The sequence below is a fragment of the Microbacterium bovistercoris genome (assembly GCF_003387575.1).
In the GTDB taxonomy this organism is placed as follows: Bacteria; Actinomycetota; Actinomycetes; order Actinomycetales; family Microbacteriaceae; genus Microbacterium; species Microbacterium bovistercoris.
The window spans coordinates 1-18116 of sequence record NZ_QUAB01000001.1; the positions used below are offsets into that span (position 1 = coordinate 1).

Here is an 18116-nt window from a genome sequence, read left to right on the forward strand (position 1 = left end):
GGCCGGCGCGTCGCGCCGGCCCCTTCTGCGATCCCGAACGTCAGCCCGCGACGAGGCGGGGCGTGCCCGCCTCGTACTCGAGCAGGTCTCCGGTCTCCCCGCGGCGTGCGGCACGTCCGCCCACGACCAGCATGTAGATGAGGAAGACCGCGAGCGCGGCGGCGCCGATGCCGAGCTTGATCGGCCACGGCAGCCCCCAGCCGGTGACGAAGCCCTCGACGAGTCCGGAGAGGAACAGGGCGAAGATCAGCCCGATCGCCACGGTCGCGAGCGCTCTCCCCTCGGTCGCGAGCGCCTCGGATCGGGTGCGCCGCCCTGGCGCCACCCAGGCCCAGAAGATGTGCAGCCCGGCGGCTCCCGCGACGAAGATGCAGGTCAGCTCCAGCATCCCGTGCGGAAGGATGTACAGCACCATCACGTCGAGCCGGTCGTGCGCGGCCATGATGGCCGCGGCGACGCCGATCCCCATCGCGTTCTGCACCATCATGTAGAGGGGCCAGATGCCGGTGATGCCGAACAGCACGCACTGCAGGGCGATCCAGGCGTTGTTCGTCCACACCATGCCGGCGAACTCGGCGGCGGGATTCTCGGTGTAGTAGCCGGTGAAGTCCTCTTCCGCATACTGCTTCAGCAGATCCGGCGGTCCCAGCGTGGCCACGAGTGCCGGATCGGATGACACCCACGCCGCCACGCCGGCCGCCACGAGCACGAACCCCACCGCGATGACGAGGGTGGTCCACCGCACCCGGTAGAGCGCGGCGGGCAGCTGAGATCCGAAGAAGCGGGCGACCTGCGCGGTCACGCCGTCGGACGCGCCGGTGAGCCGGAGCCTGGCCGCGCCGAGGATCGTGGAGAGGTGGATGCTCTGCGGCGACTCCCCCACCGAGGTCTTCAGCTCGGCGAGATCGGCCGAGGCGGCGCGGTAGCGCACGATCAGCTCGTCGACGCCCGCACCGTCGAGATGACGGGTGCGGCTCAGTCTGTCGAGGGACTCCCACTCCTGGCGGCGCGCATCGGCGAGGGCATCGGCATCCACCTGATTTACTGTACTCATGTCCCTGCCGATCGATGCCTCCGAGGAGATCCTCTCGGGCGAGGCGGTCGCCATCGACGCGCAGCCGATCGGCTTCCTGCTGCGCGCCGCCGGAGCCATGATCGACATGGTGCTGGGTTTCGCGGTCTATCTCGCCTTCGTCTTCCTCAGCATCTGGCTGCTGGAGCTCGGCCTGCTCGACGACGCCACGATGCGCATCTACCAGGTGACCGCCATCGTCGTGAGCTTCCTGGAGCTGCCGGTGACCGTGGAGGTGGCGATGCGTGGGCGGAGCCTGGGCAAGCTCGCCGTCGGCGGACGCATCGTGCGGGTCGACGGCGGAGCGATCGGCTTCCGGCACTCCTTCATCCGGGGGCTGCTCGGCGTCCTCGAGGTGTACATGACTCTCGGCTCCATGGCGATCATCGCCGGTGCCCTCTCGCCCCGGTCGCAGCGACTCGGCGACCTGGTCGCCGGCACCTACAGCCAGCGCGTGCGCGTGCCTGCGCTGGTGTCCGCGCCGCCGTCGCTTCCGCCCGGCATGTCGGAGTGGGCGCGCATCGCGGATGTCGCGAAGCTTCCGGATCGACTGGCGAGGCGCATCTCCCAGTTCCTCGCCAGTGCGGCGATGCTGAGCCCCGCCGCACGCGCCCGCCTGGCCGATGAGCTGGTCGCGGAGGCGGCGCCGTTCGTGTCGCCGATACCGCCTGTCCCCGCGGAGACGCTGCTGATCGCGGTCACGGTGCTGCGCCGTGCGCGGGAGACGCGCGCCCTGGCTCTGGCCGATGATCGTGCCGAGCGGCTGACCGGCCGGCGCGTGGGCGTCTGACCGCACACGTGCCGACCGGCGCCGTCAGAATCGGATCGCATCGATCACCTTCACCCGCAGCGCGACCAGCGCCGGAATGAAGCCGGACAGCGCTCCCACCACCACTGCGGCGACGAGCCCGGTCAGCGCAGCGCGCATCGGGAACGGCGGCACGTCCTGGAGATTCATCTGCATGACATCCGCCGCCATGATCCAGCGCAGCACGGCCACGGTGAGTGCGATGCCGATGACCCCGGCGACGGTGGTCGCCACGAGGCTCTCCAGGAAGACGGTGCTGAACACCCGGCCCGCCGTCGCGCCGAAGGCGCGCCGCACACCGATCTCGCGCACCCGCTGACGCATGGCGACGAGCTGGATGTTGATCAGCCCGAGGGCGCCGAGGCCGAGGATGAGCCCCGCGATCCCGCCCATGATGAGCTCCTGCAGCCGCATGTTCTCGGCGTAGCCGTTCTGGGCGGCGTAGTCGGTGCGGTCGACCATCACGACCTGCCCGCTCGGCAATCCTGCACGCAGATCCATCGCGAGCACCGGCCCGATGGCCCCGGCCTGCTCGTCGCCGACCCAGATGTCCCAGCGGGGCTGCGCACCCTCCGGCAGACGATCGACCCGCGACGTGTAGGCCTCGTAGAGCAGATCCATCCGCACCTCGGTGTCGTTCGGATACTGTCCTGGACGGACGCCGACCACCTGGTACGTGCCGGCGGCATCTCCCACCAGCGAGATCGTCGGATGCTGGTCCAGCGGGACTCTGCCCAGCCTGTCCCACATCGGCTCGCTGATGATCACCGGCGGTGACAGCGCCTCCGCATCGTCGGTGCGGAACTCCCGCCCCTCCATCAGCTTCTCGCGGTGGATGACCGTGAAGGCGGGATCGATGAGCCGCACCGGCGTCGCGCGGACGCCGTCCGGAGACTGCACCTGCACCTGGACCCCTTCGACGGCGCGCGCCACGTGCGAGAAGTCGTAACGTTCGGCCACGCGGTCGAATCGGGCCTGGAACGCCGCCGCATCGATCGGAGCGCCGCTCTCATCCATCGGCGTGACCGCGATGGTCGCTGCCCGGCCGCCATAGCGATCGGACTGCTCGATCTGGCTCTGCATCGAGTACTCCGAGAAGGCGATCACGGCGGTCAGCGCTGCCACCGAGACGGCGATGCCGATCAGGCTCAGCAGCACGCGCATCTTGTGCACGCGGATCTCGGCCCAGGCATCGGCCAGCGCGCCCAGCAGGCCCGTCATCGGGCGACCTCCGCCGCCTGCAGCGTCGACGCCTCGAACGCGCGCTGCAGGTCGGCCTCGGCCAGCACGCCGGCATCCAGCCGGTAGTGCCGCCGCGCCCGCGCGGCGACGTGCAGGTCGTGGGTGATCGTCACCAGCGCGGCATCCGTCTCGGTGGCGACCTCGTCGAGCAGCGCCATCACCGTCGCGCCGGTGTCGATGTCGAGCGCGCCGGTGGGCTCGTCGGCCAGGATCAGCAGGGGGCGGCGGACCAGTGCCCTGGCGATAGCGACACGCTGCTGCTCGCCGCCGGAGAGCCGGTCGGCCACCTGGTCGACCCGATGCCCGAGACCGACGCGCTCCAGCATGTCCGCGGCGATGCGGCGCCGGTTCCAGAACATCCGTCCGCGGGCGTGCCCGAGCGGCATCATGACGTTGTCGAGCGCGGTGCGCGCCGGCAGCAGATTGAACTGCTGGAACACGAAGCCCACATTCGCGCCGCGCAGCCGGTCGAGCCTTCCGGCCCGCATCCTGCGCACCTCGCGCCCCTCGAAGGACACCGAGCCCGAGGTGGGCATGTCCAGCATCCCGAGGATGTTCAGCAGTGTGGACTTGCCCGAGCCGGAGCGCCCCACGATCGAGACGTGATCGCCCGCGCCGACCTCGAGACTCACGCTGCGCAGGATCTGCAGCAGGGAGTCGTCGGGAAGCCGCACGCTCTTGGCGACATCGTGCAGTGCGACCAGGCTCACCAGCTCGTCCCCGACTCGCAGTACTGCACGCCGGTGCCGTCGTCCCAGCAGTTCTCCTCGACCGGTGCGGCGAAGCCGGGCACGTACTGCCTGATCTGGTCGCCCTCCGCGAGACCTTCGAGGACTTCGACCTGTTCGCCGTCGTTCACGCCGAGCTTCACCGTGCGCTTCTCGGGCTCGGTGCCCTCACCGGCGTCGACCCACACCACGCCGTCGCCCGCTCCGCCCTTGACGGCCGTCACGGGGATCACCAGAGCATCGTCGACCTTGCCGAGCGCGAGATCGAGCTTCGCGGGGAGCCCGGCGAACACGGTCTGCCCGGCCGGCACCGCGCAGCGCACACTCGCGGTGCCGTCCTCTGCGACCTGCACGCCGACCCCCGTGCACACGAACGGCGCAGGTCCGTCGGTGATCGTCACCTGCCCCTCTGCGGGGGCGTTCACCAGCCGGTACAGCTGCGCGGGCTGGACGGTGGCGAGCACGTGGTACCGGCTGGGCGTGAGGGTGAGGATCTCGCCGCCGACGCTCGTCGCCTGCCCCTTCACGACAGCGATCTCGGAGACCTCACCGGCTTCGGGCGCGACGATGTCGAACTTCTTCGCCGGCTCGGTCTGTTTGACGGTGAACAGCACCTGCCCCTTCTTCACCGTGGCACCGTCGGCGACGCGCACATCGACGACGACCCCGTCGACCTCGCTGCGCACGGGATAGGCGTCGTCCCTCGCGATGTTCCCGTCCAGGGAGAGCGCATTGGTCAGTGACCCGCGCTCGACCGGCACGACCGGATCCGCGATACTCGCCTGGGGCTCGGCCGCAGCGACCGGCTGATCGTCGGGGAAGAACGCCAGCTTCACCAGGGCTGCTGCGGCTGCGCCGAGCACGATGACCAGGATGACGGGGAGAACCACACGACGCCAGACGAGCACGGCTGCCCTTTCCGGAGGCGCCGCCCTGGCGCATCCGGCATCAGCCTAGCCAGTAATGCTTTCCGGGTATGTAAGGGTTTCCCCTGGCTTTCCCCTGGCTTCAGGCGCGCAGCGCTTCGTGCCGAACGACCAGCCATCCGGAAGGAACCGAGAGCCGATCCGCGTGCTGTGCGCACAGGTCGTGCGCGTGCGGATGCCCCGCCGGCCCCAGCGGCCCGAGCGCGGCCATCTGGTCGCCGTAGTCGTACGTCAGGGTCGCGACCGCTTCACGCGCGCAGCCCACCTTCGAGCACAGTCGTCCGTCCATCCCCCTCAGGCTACGCGCGCTCCGCGGGCGGGCGCGGACGCCGCGCGGAGGGCATCGGATGCTGCGCGGCTAGACTCTCCCCATGCCCCGTCGCCGTTCCTCGCACGCCCCCGCCGCTCGCGGCGCCAGGCACGGCAGGCACGGACGCCTCGGACGCAGCGAGGTCGTGCGCCCGCCGCTGCCCCCTCTCGACGGACGCATCGACCGATTCGATCTCACCGTCGGCACCGCCGTGGAGTTCCTCCGTGGCACCTGGCCGGAACTGCGCGATGTCCGGTTCGAGATCGCCGCGATGCCGGCGCACGACCGCCCCGATCGCGTACCGCGCTGGCGGATCGATCACCAGCAGCAGCGGATCTCGCTCTATCGCGTCCCCATCGAGCGCCTGCTCCCGAAGGGTCACGACGACGCCCACCACCGGCGCTATGCGATCGAGAGCGCGGTGTTCCATGCCGCAGCCGAGTACATCGGGCGTGAGCCGTGGGAGCTCGGTCCCGAGGGTTGAGCCCGCCTCCGATCAGGGGTAGACGGTGATCGCCGGCTGTCGCTGGGCGTCCGGCCACAGCGGCCACCCTGCGATGCCCACCGACTCCTGAGCGCTCGGCGGCGCCGTCGGCGGTGCGGACGGAGAGTCTCCCGCATCGGGCGCGGCATCCGATTCGGCTTCCTGGAGCATCGTGATGGAGGCGTGCACTGGTCCGTCCGGCGACAGGACCGGCGTGGATCCGCCTCGCAGCCGCACGGCGACGGACTCCCCTGCCGGCACCTCGACAGTGCGCGTGTCGTCGCCGTCACGGAGTCCGACCGAGACCTGGGCGTCGCCGGGGTTGACGAGGTGCAGCAGCGGCGACGGTCCGCGAGGAACCGCGAACATCAGGTCCGAGGTGATCTCCGGCGCCGGAGTCATCCAGGCGAAGTCCGCGCTGCGGCCCGCGGCGATCGACTGCCGCACTGCGGCGACCAACGGCTCATCCGCCGTGATCTCCACGTCGTAGGTGCCGACCGGCATCTCGCCGAGCGAGAGCTCACTCGGCACCCCCTCGAGCAGATTCATGCGGTACTCGACGGACTCGTCGGTCTGCTCACGGCGGACCGTGATCACGGCCTCGCCGTCGGCGCCCGGCGACAGCATCCGCAGCACGGTGCCCGCGTCGCCGTCGCCCGCGAGAGAGGTCACCTGAACCCCCGTGAGGACGAGAGAGCGCTGCGCGTCGGCCATGCCGTCCTGCACGTCGCTGCCGATCGGTTGCAGGACCTGCGTGAACGACGACTGCAGGCTGGCTCGCACCGGAGCGCCCTCGGCAGCGACCAGCACCACCGGCGTCGTCTCATCCGGCGCGATGGACGAGAGCGGCACGGCGATCTGCGTCATCGGCGGCACCACCTGGCTGCTCGTCGCGGTCTGCACGCCGTACACCGTGAGCGTCACGGTGGAGGGGACCTCGGAGGCGTTCGACAGCACGATGACGTCGGCGGCACCGGTGGATGCATCGCCGCCGACCAGCCACGTCTGCATCTGCGGGGCCCTGCAGGCCGAGGCCGACAGCCCGACGAGGTCGTCGGTCCTCAGCGAGAGCGACTCCGCGCCCGCGATGAGCGGCGCCTCGCGGTCCTGCACCGCGCCGGTGAGGCTGCGAGCGCCGGAGCCTCCGGCGAGACCGGGCATCGCCAGCGCAGCGGATGCCGGATCGCCGTCGGAGCCGCCGATCACCGTGCGCGGCTCACCCGCGGAGATCATCAGGTCGGCCTGCGTCGTGTCGCGCCCGAGGGCACGGAACGAACCGTTGCACACCAGCACGCTGTCACCGGGTACGGGAGTGACGCTGACCTTCGCAGGCTGATGCTCGACGCCGGGCCAGGGGGCCGCGATACCGGCGATCACACCGAGGACGCACCCCGCCGCCACGATCGCCCCGGTGAGGACGCGGGCACTCGTCGCTGCCACGCGCAGCGCGCGGTTCGCGGTCATGTTCGGTCCTCCTGGTCATCGGATGCCGACGGCGCGGGCTCTCCACGCTCCCCGGCGGATGCGGCCTCGCGCTCCTCGGACGAGGCGGCTTCCTCGATCTGCGTGTCTTCCTCGATCTGCGTGTCTTCCTCGATCTGCGTGTCGGATCCCGCCACAGCGGGCACCACGACACCGGTGCCCTCACCCGCGATGCTCGCCAGCTCCCGCGCCTCGGCGTCCGCCTGGGCGAGGGCGTCGCGCCGGCGGGAGATCACCACCGGCTCCTCGGGCGCCCGCCCGACGATCCGGGACTGCGCGCGAGCCGCGCGACGCGAGGCCCGGGTCGGGATGGACAACAGCAGCGCGACGATCACCGCGATCAGCTGCAGCAGCACGACGAGGCGCGCCGCAGCCTGCTGCGCGTCGTCGAGCCCTGGCCGGGCGGCGACGGACCCCTCGATGCGCCAGAGCACCCCCCGGTCCGTGCTGCCGGCCTTGACGAACCCGGTGCGCTGTTCGATCGAGGTCTGCGCGGCGCTGTGCAGGGCCTCTCCCTTGTCCGAGCCGCCGGGCGCGAGGAGTACGAAGGAGATGCCCCGGTCGGCGAGCGACTTCGCCGCGTCGTAGTCACGAGCCGAGAGCAGGTCAACCGCGAGCAGGGCGAGTCCGTCGTCACGCGGTTCGGTCGCCGTCGAGAGCAGCGTGGTCTGGGCGCCGAGGGTGCGCCCTGGTCCCCAGACGACGTCGGTCGCCAGTGCGCCGTCATCGCGGGGGGTGAGCACCAGCGTCCCGGCTTCGATGTCGGCTTCGGCCGCCACCAGCGCCGGCAGCGTCTGCGCCGCCGCGGCGCTCATCACCGCACGCTCCTGGTGCTCCGCGGTCAGCGCGGGGAGCGCGCACACCGCGAGTGCGAGACCCGCCAGGGTCGCGGCCGCCGAGCGCAGCCAGTGCAGCGTCAGCGCGGTGTCGAGGGCGACCAGAGCCGCACCGACGAGACCGATCCAGGCGAGGCTCAGGCCGGACCCGGGCCAGATCGCGGCGCTGTCACCGTGGAAGAAGCTCACCACGACGCCCGCGACGAGGAACGATGTGCCGATCCCGGTCACCGCGACGGCGAGGAGGACGATCCCTGCGCGCCACCGAGGGGCCACAGCGGCGATGAGCGCCAGGACCGCGAGCGGCGCGAGCAGCAGCGGCACCAGCGCCAGAGGAGCGCCGCCGACCGACGCCCAGCCGGCGAGGTCCATCGTCGGGAATCCTGTCGCGAGGGCGCCACGTCCCGCGGCATCCGCCGTCGCCTGGGGTCCCTGCGGCCAGATCGAGCCGGGGTCCGCGAGCAGCGCGACTGCGGAGCCGTGCCTCAGCTGGGCCCAGACCAGTGGCGCGAACATCGCGACCGCGGGGATCATGGTCCAGATCAGGCGCGCGGAGCCGTGGATGCGGCCGCGGAGGATGAAGAGGATCAGGGCGACAGCCCACAGTGCGATGACGGCGGGGGCGATCGACGGCGCACAGGCCAGCGAAGCGGCGATCAGCAGCGATGCCGCGCCCGCGGCACCCCAGGAGCGATGCGCGACGACGGCGGCGTGCACGGCCCAGGGCAGCAGCAGATGCAGGATGACGGCTGCCGGACGACCCTGCACCAGAGCGGTCAGGAACGTGGGAGCGAGCGCCCAGGCGACGCCGCCCAGGATCCGCAGGCCGGAGCGATCCGTCACCCGCGTCGCCGCGAACCAGCCGCCCAGCACCGCCAGCGGCAGCGCGAGAAGCCAGAGCAGCACCATCGCGCGTGACGGCCACCCGGGCCAGAGCGACCCGAGCACGGCGATCACCGCCGCGAACGGGTCGGCGGGACCGACCGTGTGCGGGCCGAGGCCGCGAAGCCCCCACGCAGCATCCGCCCAGAGTGCCGACACGGTCTCGTGCAGCGGCAGCAGCGCGCCGCCGCCCATGCCCGGCCAGGCCAGGAGCGTCGTGAAGCTCGCGACGCTCACGACCAGCGCGGCCAGCACCGCCCAGGCGCCGCCGCCCGAGAAGAAACGCAGTTCGCTGACCGCGCCGCCCTCGCTGCCGTAGCCGTCGTCGAGATTGCGATGAAGCTCGCCCCTCGTGATGCGCAGCGGCGCGATGGCCGCCCAGCCCGCACTGCGCGTCGCGGCGATCGCCGCGCGCGACCGGGCGACGGCGCCGAAGCGGAGCATCTCGGTGAAGGCGGCGCCCCATTCGGCCGGTACGGATGCCGGCCGCTTGCCGATCAGATGTCCGGCTGAACGCCACAGTGCGAGCGGGAGGAGCGTGAGCCAGTGCAGCGGGACGGCCACGACCGGCGCATAGCTGAGACGGCGATGCAGCTGCGCGAGGCGAGTGGCCCACGCCCGCTGCGACTCGCGCTGCGGGAGCGCGGCGGGCCCATCCGGACGGACGGCCACCTGCGCCGGCGGCACGAGTACGACCCTTCTGCCGGCGAGGCGGGCGCGGACGCCGAGGTCGAGTCCTTCGTCGGCACCCGCGAGCGCGGGATCCGGACGCAACTCCTGCACGACATCCGCACGGACGAGCATTCCTCGGATGTCGGCGCTGAGGGCGTCCTCGGCACCGTCATGCTGCCCCTGATCCAGCTCCCCTGCGGCGAGTTCCACCGACCTGCCGAGCGAGGTCATGGTCACGCCGAGCGAGACGATCTCGTGGTGCTTCTCGTCGGTGAGCTTGGGAGCGGCGATGGCCGCGGACGGGGAGCGCTCCAGCGCTCCCGCAAGGAGTTCGAGGGCATCGGGCTCGGGGACGGTGTCCTGCGCGAGCAGCCAGACAGCGCGCCCTTCGGAGACGCGCGGGTACGCGGCTTGCAGGGCGTCCGCGTAGGAGAGCCCGGGGCGGGTCTCGACGACGCCTTCGACGATCGCGGGGAAGCCGTCGCCGCGGATGGCGGAGATGCTGCCCGTCACGACGATCGTGACCGCGTCGGGGACGAGGGTCTGGGCGCGCACCGCGTCGAGGGTGCGGGTCAGCTGGGTGCGCGCGGACTCACCGGAGCGCGTGACGACAAGGGCGTGAACTCGGGCTGGCATGACGTGGCCAGCCTAGGCAGACCGCAGTCGGTGCGCGGTGAGCGCACCCGGCGCGCCCCGAGAAGCGGGGTCCGCCGGGAGCGGACTCAGCCGGCGCGACGCTTGAGCTTGCGCCGCTCGCGCTCGGACAGACCGCCCCAGATGCCGAAGCGCTCGTCGTTGTTCAGTGCGTACTCCAGGCACTCGTCGCGGACATCGCAGGAGCTGCAGATGCGCTTGGCGTCGCGAGTGGAGCCGCCCTTCTCGGGGAAGAACGCCTCCGGGTCGACCTGCGCGCAGAGTGCGTCGGCCTGCCATGCGAGTGCGTTGTCATCCTCTTCCGGTTGCCTGACCCCCGGAACGCCGAGATCGACCGGATCGACGTACCAGTTGTCGGGAACGTCCGAACGGTAACCCGTCATCTCGATCTCCCAACCCTTTGCTTTGCCCCCCTCGGGCCGTGCACTAGTAATTACACCCGTGTCATTCGGTCGGGTCAAGTCGCGGATCGTAAACCCTCAACTCGCTCTTGAAGGTTCATTGACATCCGATCGGCGTGTCGCGCCGGCGTGTCGCGGCCGCGTCCGCCGGCTCAGCCGATCGCGCCGGGCTCCGCCACGAACACCTCGCCGGTACCGCCGAGCACCAGGCGGCGCTCCTCAGCCGAGGCGAAGACCGCAGTGCCCACGGGGATGTCGACGGCGTCGCCGTCCGCCCCGCGTACGGTGACTTCACCCGCGGTCGCGAGCACCATCGTGGACCCGCGCACCTCGACAGGGACGTCGATGCCGCCGAGCTCGACGCGGCGCAGCGAGAAGTCCGCGACGGGAACCTCGTAGGCCGCGACCGCCCCCTCGTCGGGGCGGAGCACGGGCACGTCCCCCGGAGTGGTGTCCAGGATCGCCAGCAGTTCGGCCACGTCGATGTGCTTGGGTGTGAGTCCTCCGCGCAGCACGTTGTCGCTCGCAGCCATGATCTCGACGCCCAGGCCCGCGACGTACGCGTGCAGCAGGCCCGCACGAAGGAACACCCCCTCGCCGCGCGAGAGCACCACGACGTTCATGAGCAGGGCGACGACGACGCCGGGGTCTCCCGGATAGCGATCTGCGACGGATCGGACGACCCGCAACTCGGTGGCGAACTCCTCGGACTCTGCCGCGCCGAGCGCGGCGATCACGTCATCGACCTCGGCCTGCGCGTCACCGGACAGCAGCCATCCGATGGCGTCGCGAAGCACGTCGCCGTCGCCGTCCAGCCTCGCGCGCAGCGCCTGCACACCGGCGCTGTCGCCGAAAGCCTCGAGCAGGCGCAGCGTGGCATCCGCCGGGCGCAGGCCGGCGAGCGCCTCGAACCGATCGCTCAGCACGACGATCAGCTCCGGCTTGTGGTTGTCGTCGCGGTAGTTCCGCCGCGGATCGTCGGCAGGCAGCCCCGCCTCGAGGGCGAAGCCCGCTCGTGCCTGCTCCTTGGTGGGGTGCACCTGGATCGACAGCGGGTCGGCGGCAGCGAGCAGCTTGAGGAGGTACGGCAGCGATCCGCCGGTCACGGCGTCCAGCGTGCGCCCGTCGGCGAGATCCGCCGGGTCGCCGGGGTGGTCTCCGAACCACACCTCCGCCTCGGGCCCGGCAGAGGGAGCGCGCCCCTCGAGCTCGGCCAGCAGCGAGGTGGATCCCCAGGCGTAGTCACGCGGCACGTTCGTCAGTCGCATCAGCATGATCACCAGGGTAGGGCGACACGGGCGGATGCCGCGCCGCACCGCCTCCACAGGGCTTCATGGGGCTCTCCGCGGTAGCCTGAAACGCGATGGCCCAGTTGAGCAAGCACCCCGCGTCACCGGCACCGACGGCTCCCGAGCGGGAGTCCACCGGGCACCTCATGTTGCGCGGGTACATCGTGCTCACGCTCTTCGCGACCCTCGCGCACACCGCGGTGTTCAACCTGCTCGGCTCGACCGGCGCCGTCATCGCGATGACGCTGCTCACCGCGGGCATCCTGGCCATCTGGATCCCGGCGATCGCGCACCAGCGTCCCGCGCGCTTCCCCTGGCGCAGACTCCCGTGGGTGGCGCTGGCGTACGGGGCCTTCGCCCTGCTGTCCGTCTTCTGGTCACAATGGCCCAGCGCCACGCTGATCACCTGGGCGCTGTGGGTCGCGGTCACCGTGAACGCGCTGTTTGCCGCGACGATGCTCACCTGGCAGGAGCTCGTGCGCGCGCTCTCCAGTGCGTTGAAATGGATCCTCGGGCTCTCGCTCGCGATCGAGCTGTGGGTGGCCCTCGTGCTGCAGCATCCGATCCTGCCGAACTTCGCGGACGTCCCCGAAGGGAAGATCGACCCGCACATCTACTGGGTGCGCGGCAACTTCTTCAACGACGGACGCATCCAGGGCATCGTCGGCAACGCGCACACGCTCTCGATGATGTGCCTGCTCGCGCTGATGGTCTTCGGCGTGCTGTTCGCGGCCCGAGTGCGCCGGCGCGGCGCGCTCATCGGCTGGTCCGTCGTCGCGCTGATCCTGCTGTACAAGGCGGCCTCGGCCACGAGCGTGCTCTGCGGCGTCGCGGCGGGAGTGGTGCTGGTGATCGCCCTGCTGATGCGCAGCGCGAACCGCCCGGCGCAGCGCACGGCCGTCTACTCCGGATCGGCGCTCGTCGTCGTCGCCGGCGTCGCCGGCGGATTCATCCTGCGCGACCAGGTGCTGGCCGCGTTCGGCAAGGATTCCGACATGACCGGACGATTCGAGATCTGGGCGAAGGTCTGGGAGCGCGCCGTCGCGCACCCGATCATCGGAAACGGCTACTCCTCCCCGTGGGTGCCCTGGGATCCCGGTTTCGCCGGATGGATCGTCGACCACAAGCTCACGGTCTTCCACGCCCACAACATGTGGCTGGACGTGTTCTTCCAACTCGGCATCGTGGGAGTGCTGCTGATGGCGACCGCCTGGGCCGCGCTCGCCTGGCGGGCCTGGTTCTTCGCCGTGGATCGCCCGCGCTGGGACCTCGACGCGAAGCGTCCCTACTCGCCGCTGTCGCTGCTGCCCACGATGGTCGTCGCCGCGCTGCTGGTGGAGGGGCTCGCGGAGTCCGCCCCGATCCTGCTGTGGGGCTGGATGCTGCTGGTGATGTTCTCGTTCAAGATCAAGTCCGTGCCGCTCGTCGGCGTCGGGCTGGACGAGCGATCCTCCGTGCTCGCGCACGGTGAGCAGGCACGACAGGTGCCATGACAGATCTCCGGCATCCGCTGCATCTGCTCGCGTCGGCCGAGTTCGCGAGGGCGTACACGATCGCGGTGCTCATCGCCGTGTTCGGCTCGTTCGCGATCGAACGGCTCTCGTCGCCGCTGACCCTCGCCACCGTCATCGTCGTCCTGGCCCTGATCGGCGTGGCCGTGCTGTTCGCCCGCAGAGACGAGCTGAGCCTGCTGCGCCTGGCGCCGACGTCGCTTCTGGGCTTCCTGGCGCTTGCGCTGCTCAGCGTGGTCTGGAGTACCGACCGATCCGACACCCTGGCCGGCTGGGCGTCTCTGCTGGGCTACGCGGTCCTCGCGATCACCGTGGGCCATGTACGCGACACGCTGCAGACCGTTCGTGCCATCGGCGACACACTGCGCTGGCTGCTCATCGTCTCGCTGTCGCTCGAGGTGCTCTCCGGGATCCTGCTCGACGTGCCGTTCAAGCGCCTCGGGATCGAGGGCGCCCTCGCTGCGGGCGGACCCATCCAGGGCATCTTCGGCACGCGCAACATGCTCGGCTTCGTCGCGGTGATCGCACTCATCACGTTCGTGATCGAGTGGCGCACGAGGTCGGTCTCCACCCCTGTCGCCGTGGGCTCTGTGGCGCTGGGCGCGTTCCTCGCGCTGCTCTCGGCCTCGCCGACCGTCGTCGTCCTCGCCGCCGGCGTCGGTGTCGCGAGCCTCGCCCTCATGATCGTTCGGCATGCCCCCGCTGAACGCCGCAACATGGTGCAGTGGGCGCTCGGCGCGGTCGTCGTGATCGGATTGACTGCGGCATTCGCGCTGCGTCACCAGATCATCCGCGTGCTCGACGCCGGATCGGATTTCTCGATGCGCGCAGACCTGTGGAACACGATCCTCGACTTCGTGCCGGACAACGCGATCCTCGGCCACGGCTGGGTCGGTGCCTGGCACGAGTCGGAATTCCCGTACATCTACATCAACATCCTGCTCGACCAGCACCACCAGAGCGCGCTGAACGCGTACTTCGATGTGCTGCTGCAGCTCGGGTGGGCGGGGCTGCTGCTGTTCCTGGTGCTCGGCGGCGTGGCGATCGTGCGGTCCTGGCTGGTGGCAAGCGTACGACGGTCCGTCGTCTACGCCTGGACGCCGCTGGTGCTGGTGACCCTCGCGATCGACTCGATGTTCGAGAGCTTCACGCTGGTCGGCGCCGGGTGGTTCATGCTCGTGCTGTGCGCGCTGCGCGCCGGGCAGTCCCGATCGTGGCGCGAGAGCATCGACGCCGCGCACACGGGGACGATGCCGACACTGCCTGTGAAGTGAGTGCTGCAGCGGATGTCCGCGCGGTCGCCCGGCCTTCACAGGGCGTGCCCGGTAGGCTTGTCCCCCGTGACCCATGTGCTGCAGAACGTCGTGTTCCCTCTTGACAGAGACCCGGACCTGCTGCCGCTGTACGCCGACCCCGAGACCTGGTCAGTCATCGACGAGGAGCCGGTGCGGGTCTCCAACCGCGCGCATCTCGGCAACATCCTCGGGCGGCACAGGGCGCGCATCGTCGCCGGGAGACGAGTGTCGCTCGGCACCTACTTCAATGCCTTCCCTGCGTCGTATTGGCAGCACTGGACCAGCGTCCGCGAAGTGCGTCTCACGGTGCGGACGAGCGGCCCCGCGACCATTCTCGTGTACCGGTCCAATGGATCAGGCGTCCGCCAGCGCGTCGATGACCGTGAAGTCACCGGCTCCGCCGTCACCTCGTTCGACCTGCCGCTGACCGAGTATTCGGATGGCGGATGGCTGTGGTTCGACGTGGTCGCCGATGAGAAGCACGCCGTGCTGGAAGGTGCGGAATGGACGACCGAGCAGGAGCCCGCACGCGCCGGCAAGGCCTCGCTCGGCATCACGACCTACAACAAGCCCGACTACTGCGTGGAGACGCTGCGCGCCTTGGCGGATGCTCCCGACGCGCTCGAGGTCGTCGATCGCATCTTCCTCGTCGATCAGGGCACCCAGCTGGTGGCCGAGCAGGAGGGCTTCGACGAGGTCGCCGACCGACTCGGGGAGACGCTGTCGGTGATCCGACAGCCGAACCTCGGCGGGTCAGGCGGCTTCGCACGGTCGATGCACGAGGCGCTGCAACGTCCCGAGAGCGACTTCGTCCAGCTGCTCGACGACGACGTCCGTCTCGAGCCCGAGTCGTTGCGCCGCTCGATCGTGTTCGGCCGGTACGCGACCACACCGGTGCTCGTCGGCGGGCACATGTTCGATCTACTGGACCGCCCGAAGCTGCATGGGTGGGCCGAGGTCGTCGATGAATCGCCCTTCATGTGGCGCAACCTCTACCAGGAGCGCATGCCGCATGACTTCGGCGTCGCGAATCTGCGTCAGTCTCCCCTGCTGCACATGCGCATGGATGCCGATTACAACGGGTGGTGGATGTGCCTGATCCCCCTCGCCGCGATCCGCGAGGTGGGTCTGTCTCTCCCGGCGTTCATCAAGTGGGATGATGCCGAGTTCTGCCTGCGGGCGGGCAAGGCCGGGTTCCCGACGGTGTCGCTTCCGGGTGTCGCCCTCTGGCACGTGTCCTGGGTGAACAAGGACGACACGATCGACTGGCAGGCGTACTTCCACGCGCGCAACCGCATCGTCGCCGGCCTGCTGCATTCGAACGCGCCGCGAGGCGGGCGCCTGCTGGTGCACAGCCGCCGGGTCGACCTGAAGCACCTGATGATGATGCAGTACTACCCCGCAGCGCTGCGCGCCAGGGCGCTTCGCGACGTGCTGTCCGGCCCGGCGCACCTGCGCAAGAACCTGGCGACGGCGATGCCGGCGGCGCGAGCCCTCGCGGCGGACTTCCCCGAGACCGTGGTGCATCGCGACCCCTCGGTCGTGCTGCACTCCCGGCGCGGCCGCCAGGTCTACACGCCGCGGAAGCAGAACAATCTCGACAATCCCACCGGACTCCGTCTGCGCTGGTTCACTCTGAGCACGCTGGTCTCGCACTGGATGCGTCGGCCCGCCCCCGAGAACGTCGCTCAGCCCGAGGCGGAGTTCGGCAAGGATGACGCGCACTGGTGGCGCCTGCCGGCGTTCGACAGCGCACTGGTCAGTTCGGCCGACGGCTCGGGGAAGAACATCTACACGCGCGATCGTGCCAAGTACCGACGGATGCTGATCGAGACCGTCCGGCTGCATTGGCAGTTGAAGCGCCGCTGGCCCCAGTTGCAGAAGGAGTACCGCGAGGCGCTCCCCGATCTCGTCTCCGACGCCGCCTGGCAGCACACCTTCGAGGAGCAGTCTTGACCCCCACCTCGTTCGATCCCGCCTCCGCGGCGATCGTCATCGTCACCTACAACCGCTCGCACCTGCTGCAGGGGCTGCTCACCAGCATCCGATCGATGGACCCGAAGCCGGGGCGCGTGGTGATCGTCGACAACGCCTCGTCGGATGACACCACCGAGGTCGTCGATTCGTTCCGTGCCGACATCGGCACCGAGATCGTGTACCGCCGGCTGGAGACCAACACCGGCGGCTCCGGCGGCTTCAGCGAGGGCATGCGCACCGCCTACGAGCTCGGGTCCGAGTGGATCTGGATGATGGACGACGACGTCGAGGTGCTCCCCGACGGTCTGGCCCGAATGGGCAAGTGGTCGACCCGTTTCAAGAGCATCCAGGGCCGCCGCTACGACTACGACGGCAGCGAGTTCTATTGGCAGTACCGCATCGCGGAACGCATGGGCATCCCCATTCCGTTCGCGCCGTCCGGCTTCGACGGCACCGGGTTCAAGGAGATGAACAGCGGATGCTTCGAGGGCATGTTCATCCACCGGTCGATCGTCAAGGAGATCGGTCTTCCCGACCCCCGCTTCTTCATCTACTGGGACGATCAGCTCTACGGCTGGCTGGCTTCGCGACGGACCACGGCCGTCATCGTCGACGAGTTCGTGCTTCGTCGCACCCGCGAGATCGTGCAGTGGGACCTCGGCATCCGTCACCTGAACGCGTCGAGCAACGCGTACCGGTACTACATCATGCGCAACCGGGCGTTCATCAAGCACTACTACCGTGCGCACGGCGTCTACAACCCGGTGCTGTTCGGTGCCGGCACGACCCTGACCTTCTTCAAGGAGTTGATCAGGCTCGCGTTCGTCGAACGCACCGTGCGTGGCACGAGCAACCTGTTCCGTGGTCTGCGCGACGGCGGGAGGATCGGCCGCGACCGCAGCTGGCGCCCGATGGCGCCGCTGGAGAGCTGAGATGTCGCAGCAGGAGCCCGAGTACGTGTGGTCGTTCCCGCCGGAAAAGATGCGGCATCCCGGCCGTGTGTGGCTGATCGTCGGGCTGTCCGTCGCATTCGTGGCGATCGCGGTCGTGCTGCTACTGCTGTTCCTGCCCCGCAGCGCACCCGTCACCGATCCCACAGGAAGCCCGACGCCCAGCGCACCTGTCACGCCCAATGAGAGTCCTTCGCCAACCCCGACGGCCACGTCCTCGCCTGCTCCTACGACCGTCCCCACGCAGACGACCTCCCCGGCGACGCCCCCGCCGCCCGCCGATCCATCGCTCGCGGTCTTCCGCGACAAGATTCGGCCGGTGCTGACGGACGCCGACACCGGGCTGCGGATGCTCGGGACGATGAGCGGACCGGATGCGCAGCAGATCGTCGACCAGTTGCGACAGGATGCCGAGCGCCTGTCCGACAGCGTCGCGCCCTCGTCGATAGCCGACGACTGGAACACGAGGACCGATGCCTACCTGAACGCCCTGTCACGGCTCAACGAGGCGTACGCGAAGAACTCCGGCATCGACAAGGCGCGCGAGGCAGCGGCGTCCGCCGAGCAGTCGCTCAAGGAGCTCGTCGGCCTCTGACC

At 70.0% G+C, this 18116-nt stretch carries 16 protein-coding genes; 7 read left to right on the forward strand and 9 right to left on the reverse strand.

Annotated elements, in window-relative coordinates; genetic code table 11:
* Positions 1–40: 40 nt before the first annotated feature.
* Positions 41–1036 carry a stage II sporulation protein M gene (locus DY023_RS00005; RefSeq protein ID WP_116240300.1) on the reverse strand — a complete coding sequence of 332 codons (996 nt, stop codon included), beginning with the start codon at positions 1034–1036 and terminating at the stop codon, positions 41–43.
* 16 nt (positions 1037–1052) lie between these two features.
* Between DY023_RS00005 and DY023_RS00010 the strand changes: the two genes are divergently transcribed.
* A complete protein-coding gene (locus DY023_RS00010) occupies positions 1053–1862 on the forward strand; it encodes an RDD family protein (protein ID WP_116240301.1) in 810 nt (269 codons plus the stop codon).
* A 24-nt stretch (positions 1863–1886) separates the two neighbouring features.
* Here DY023_RS00010 and DY023_RS00015 read toward each other — a convergent pair whose 3' ends face one another.
* The 4 genes from DY023_RS00015 to DY023_RS00030 all read right to left on the reverse strand — a co-directional run bounded on the left by DY023_RS00015 (position 1887) and on the right by DY023_RS00030 (position 5065).
* Positions 1887–3101 carry an ABC transporter permease gene (locus DY023_RS00015; protein ID WP_116240302.1) on the reverse strand — a complete coding sequence of 405 codons (1215 nt, stop codon included), beginning with the start codon at positions 3099–3101 and terminating at the stop codon, positions 1887–1889.
* Positions 3098–3832, reverse strand: coding sequence for an ABC transporter ATP-binding protein (locus DY023_RS00020; protein ID WP_116240303.1), 735 nt, complete (start codon positions 3830–3832; stop codon positions 3098–3100). The genes DY023_RS00015 and DY023_RS00020 overlap by 4 nt, the downstream gene beginning before the upstream one ends.
* Positions 3829–4740, reverse strand: a complete 912-nt coding sequence (locus tag DY023_RS00025; protein WP_245958510.1) for an efflux RND transporter periplasmic adaptor subunit — start codon at positions 4738–4740, stop codon at positions 3829–3831. The genes DY023_RS00020 and DY023_RS00025 overlap by 4 nt, the downstream gene beginning before the upstream one ends.
* A gap of 118 nt (positions 4741–4858) precedes the next feature.
* Positions 4859–5065 (reverse strand): DUF3499 family protein, encoded by a 207-nt coding sequence (locus DY023_RS00030; RefSeq protein ID WP_116240305.1) that lies wholly within the window; start codon positions 5063–5065, stop codon positions 4859–4861.
* Positions 5066–5147: 82 nt separating this feature from the next.
* Between DY023_RS00030 and DY023_RS00035 the strand changes: the two genes are divergently transcribed.
* The gene (locus DY023_RS00035; RefSeq protein WP_245958511.1) at positions 5148–5570 is read left to right on the forward strand and encodes a hypothetical protein; all 423 of its coding nucleotides are present in this window, start codon (positions 5148–5150) and stop codon (positions 5568–5570) included.
* Between the two features lie 12 nt (positions 5571–5582).
* Here the strand turns inward: DY023_RS00035 and DY023_RS00040 are convergent, their stop codons facing one another.
* The 4 genes from DY023_RS00040 to manA all read right to left on the reverse strand — a co-directional run bounded on the left by DY023_RS00040 (position 5583) and on the right by manA (position 11771).
* A complete protein-coding gene (locus DY023_RS00040; protein WP_116240306.1) occupies positions 5583–7034 on the reverse strand; it encodes a DUF5719 family protein in 1452 nt (483 codons plus the stop codon).
* Positions 7031–10078 (reverse strand): glycosyltransferase, encoded by a 3048-nt coding sequence (locus DY023_RS00045; protein WP_116240307.1) that lies wholly within the window; start codon positions 10076–10078, stop codon positions 7031–7033. The genes DY023_RS00040 and DY023_RS00045 overlap by 4 nt, the downstream gene beginning before the upstream one ends.
* A gap of 86 nt (positions 10079–10164) precedes the next feature.
* Complete coding sequence (locus DY023_RS00050) at positions 10165–10479, reverse strand: WhiB family transcriptional regulator (RefSeq protein WP_116240308.1); 315 nt, start codon at positions 10477–10479, stop codon at positions 10165–10167.
* A gap of 170 nt (positions 10480–10649) precedes the next feature.
* A complete protein-coding gene (gene manA / locus DY023_RS00055) occupies positions 10650–11771 on the reverse strand; it encodes a mannose-6-phosphate isomerase, class I (protein ID WP_116240325.1) in 1122 nt (373 codons plus the stop codon).
* A gap of 89 nt (positions 11772–11860) precedes the next feature.
* Here manA and DY023_RS00060 point away from each other — a divergent pair, with 89 nt between their 5' ends.
* The 5 genes from DY023_RS00060 (at position 11861) to DY023_RS00080 (ending at position 18114) form a co-directional block, all read left to right on the forward strand.
* Complete coding sequence (locus DY023_RS00060) at positions 11861–13279, forward strand: O-antigen ligase family protein (protein WP_116240309.1); 1419 nt, start codon at positions 11861–11863, stop codon at positions 13277–13279.
* A complete protein-coding gene (locus DY023_RS00065) occupies positions 13276–14571 on the forward strand; it encodes an O-antigen ligase family protein (protein WP_116240310.1) in 1296 nt (431 codons plus the stop codon). The genes DY023_RS00060 and DY023_RS00065 overlap by 4 nt, the downstream gene beginning before the upstream one ends.
* Before the next feature lie 66 nt (positions 14572–14637).
* Entirely contained in the window at positions 14638–16548 is a 1911-nt protein-coding gene (locus tag DY023_RS00070) for a glycosyltransferase (protein ID WP_116240311.1), read from the forward strand.
* Entirely contained in the window at positions 16545–17501 is a 957-nt protein-coding gene (locus tag DY023_RS00075; protein WP_116240312.1) for a glycosyltransferase family 2 protein, read from the forward strand. Before DY023_RS00070 ends, DY023_RS00075 begins: the two co-directional genes overlap by 4 nt.
* A 1-nt stretch (position 17502) precedes the next feature.
* Positions 17503–18114 (forward strand): hypothetical protein, encoded by a 612-nt coding sequence (locus tag DY023_RS00080; RefSeq protein ID WP_116240313.1) that lies wholly within the window; start codon positions 17503–17505, stop codon positions 18112–18114.
* Positions 18115–18116 lie beyond the last annotated feature (2 nt).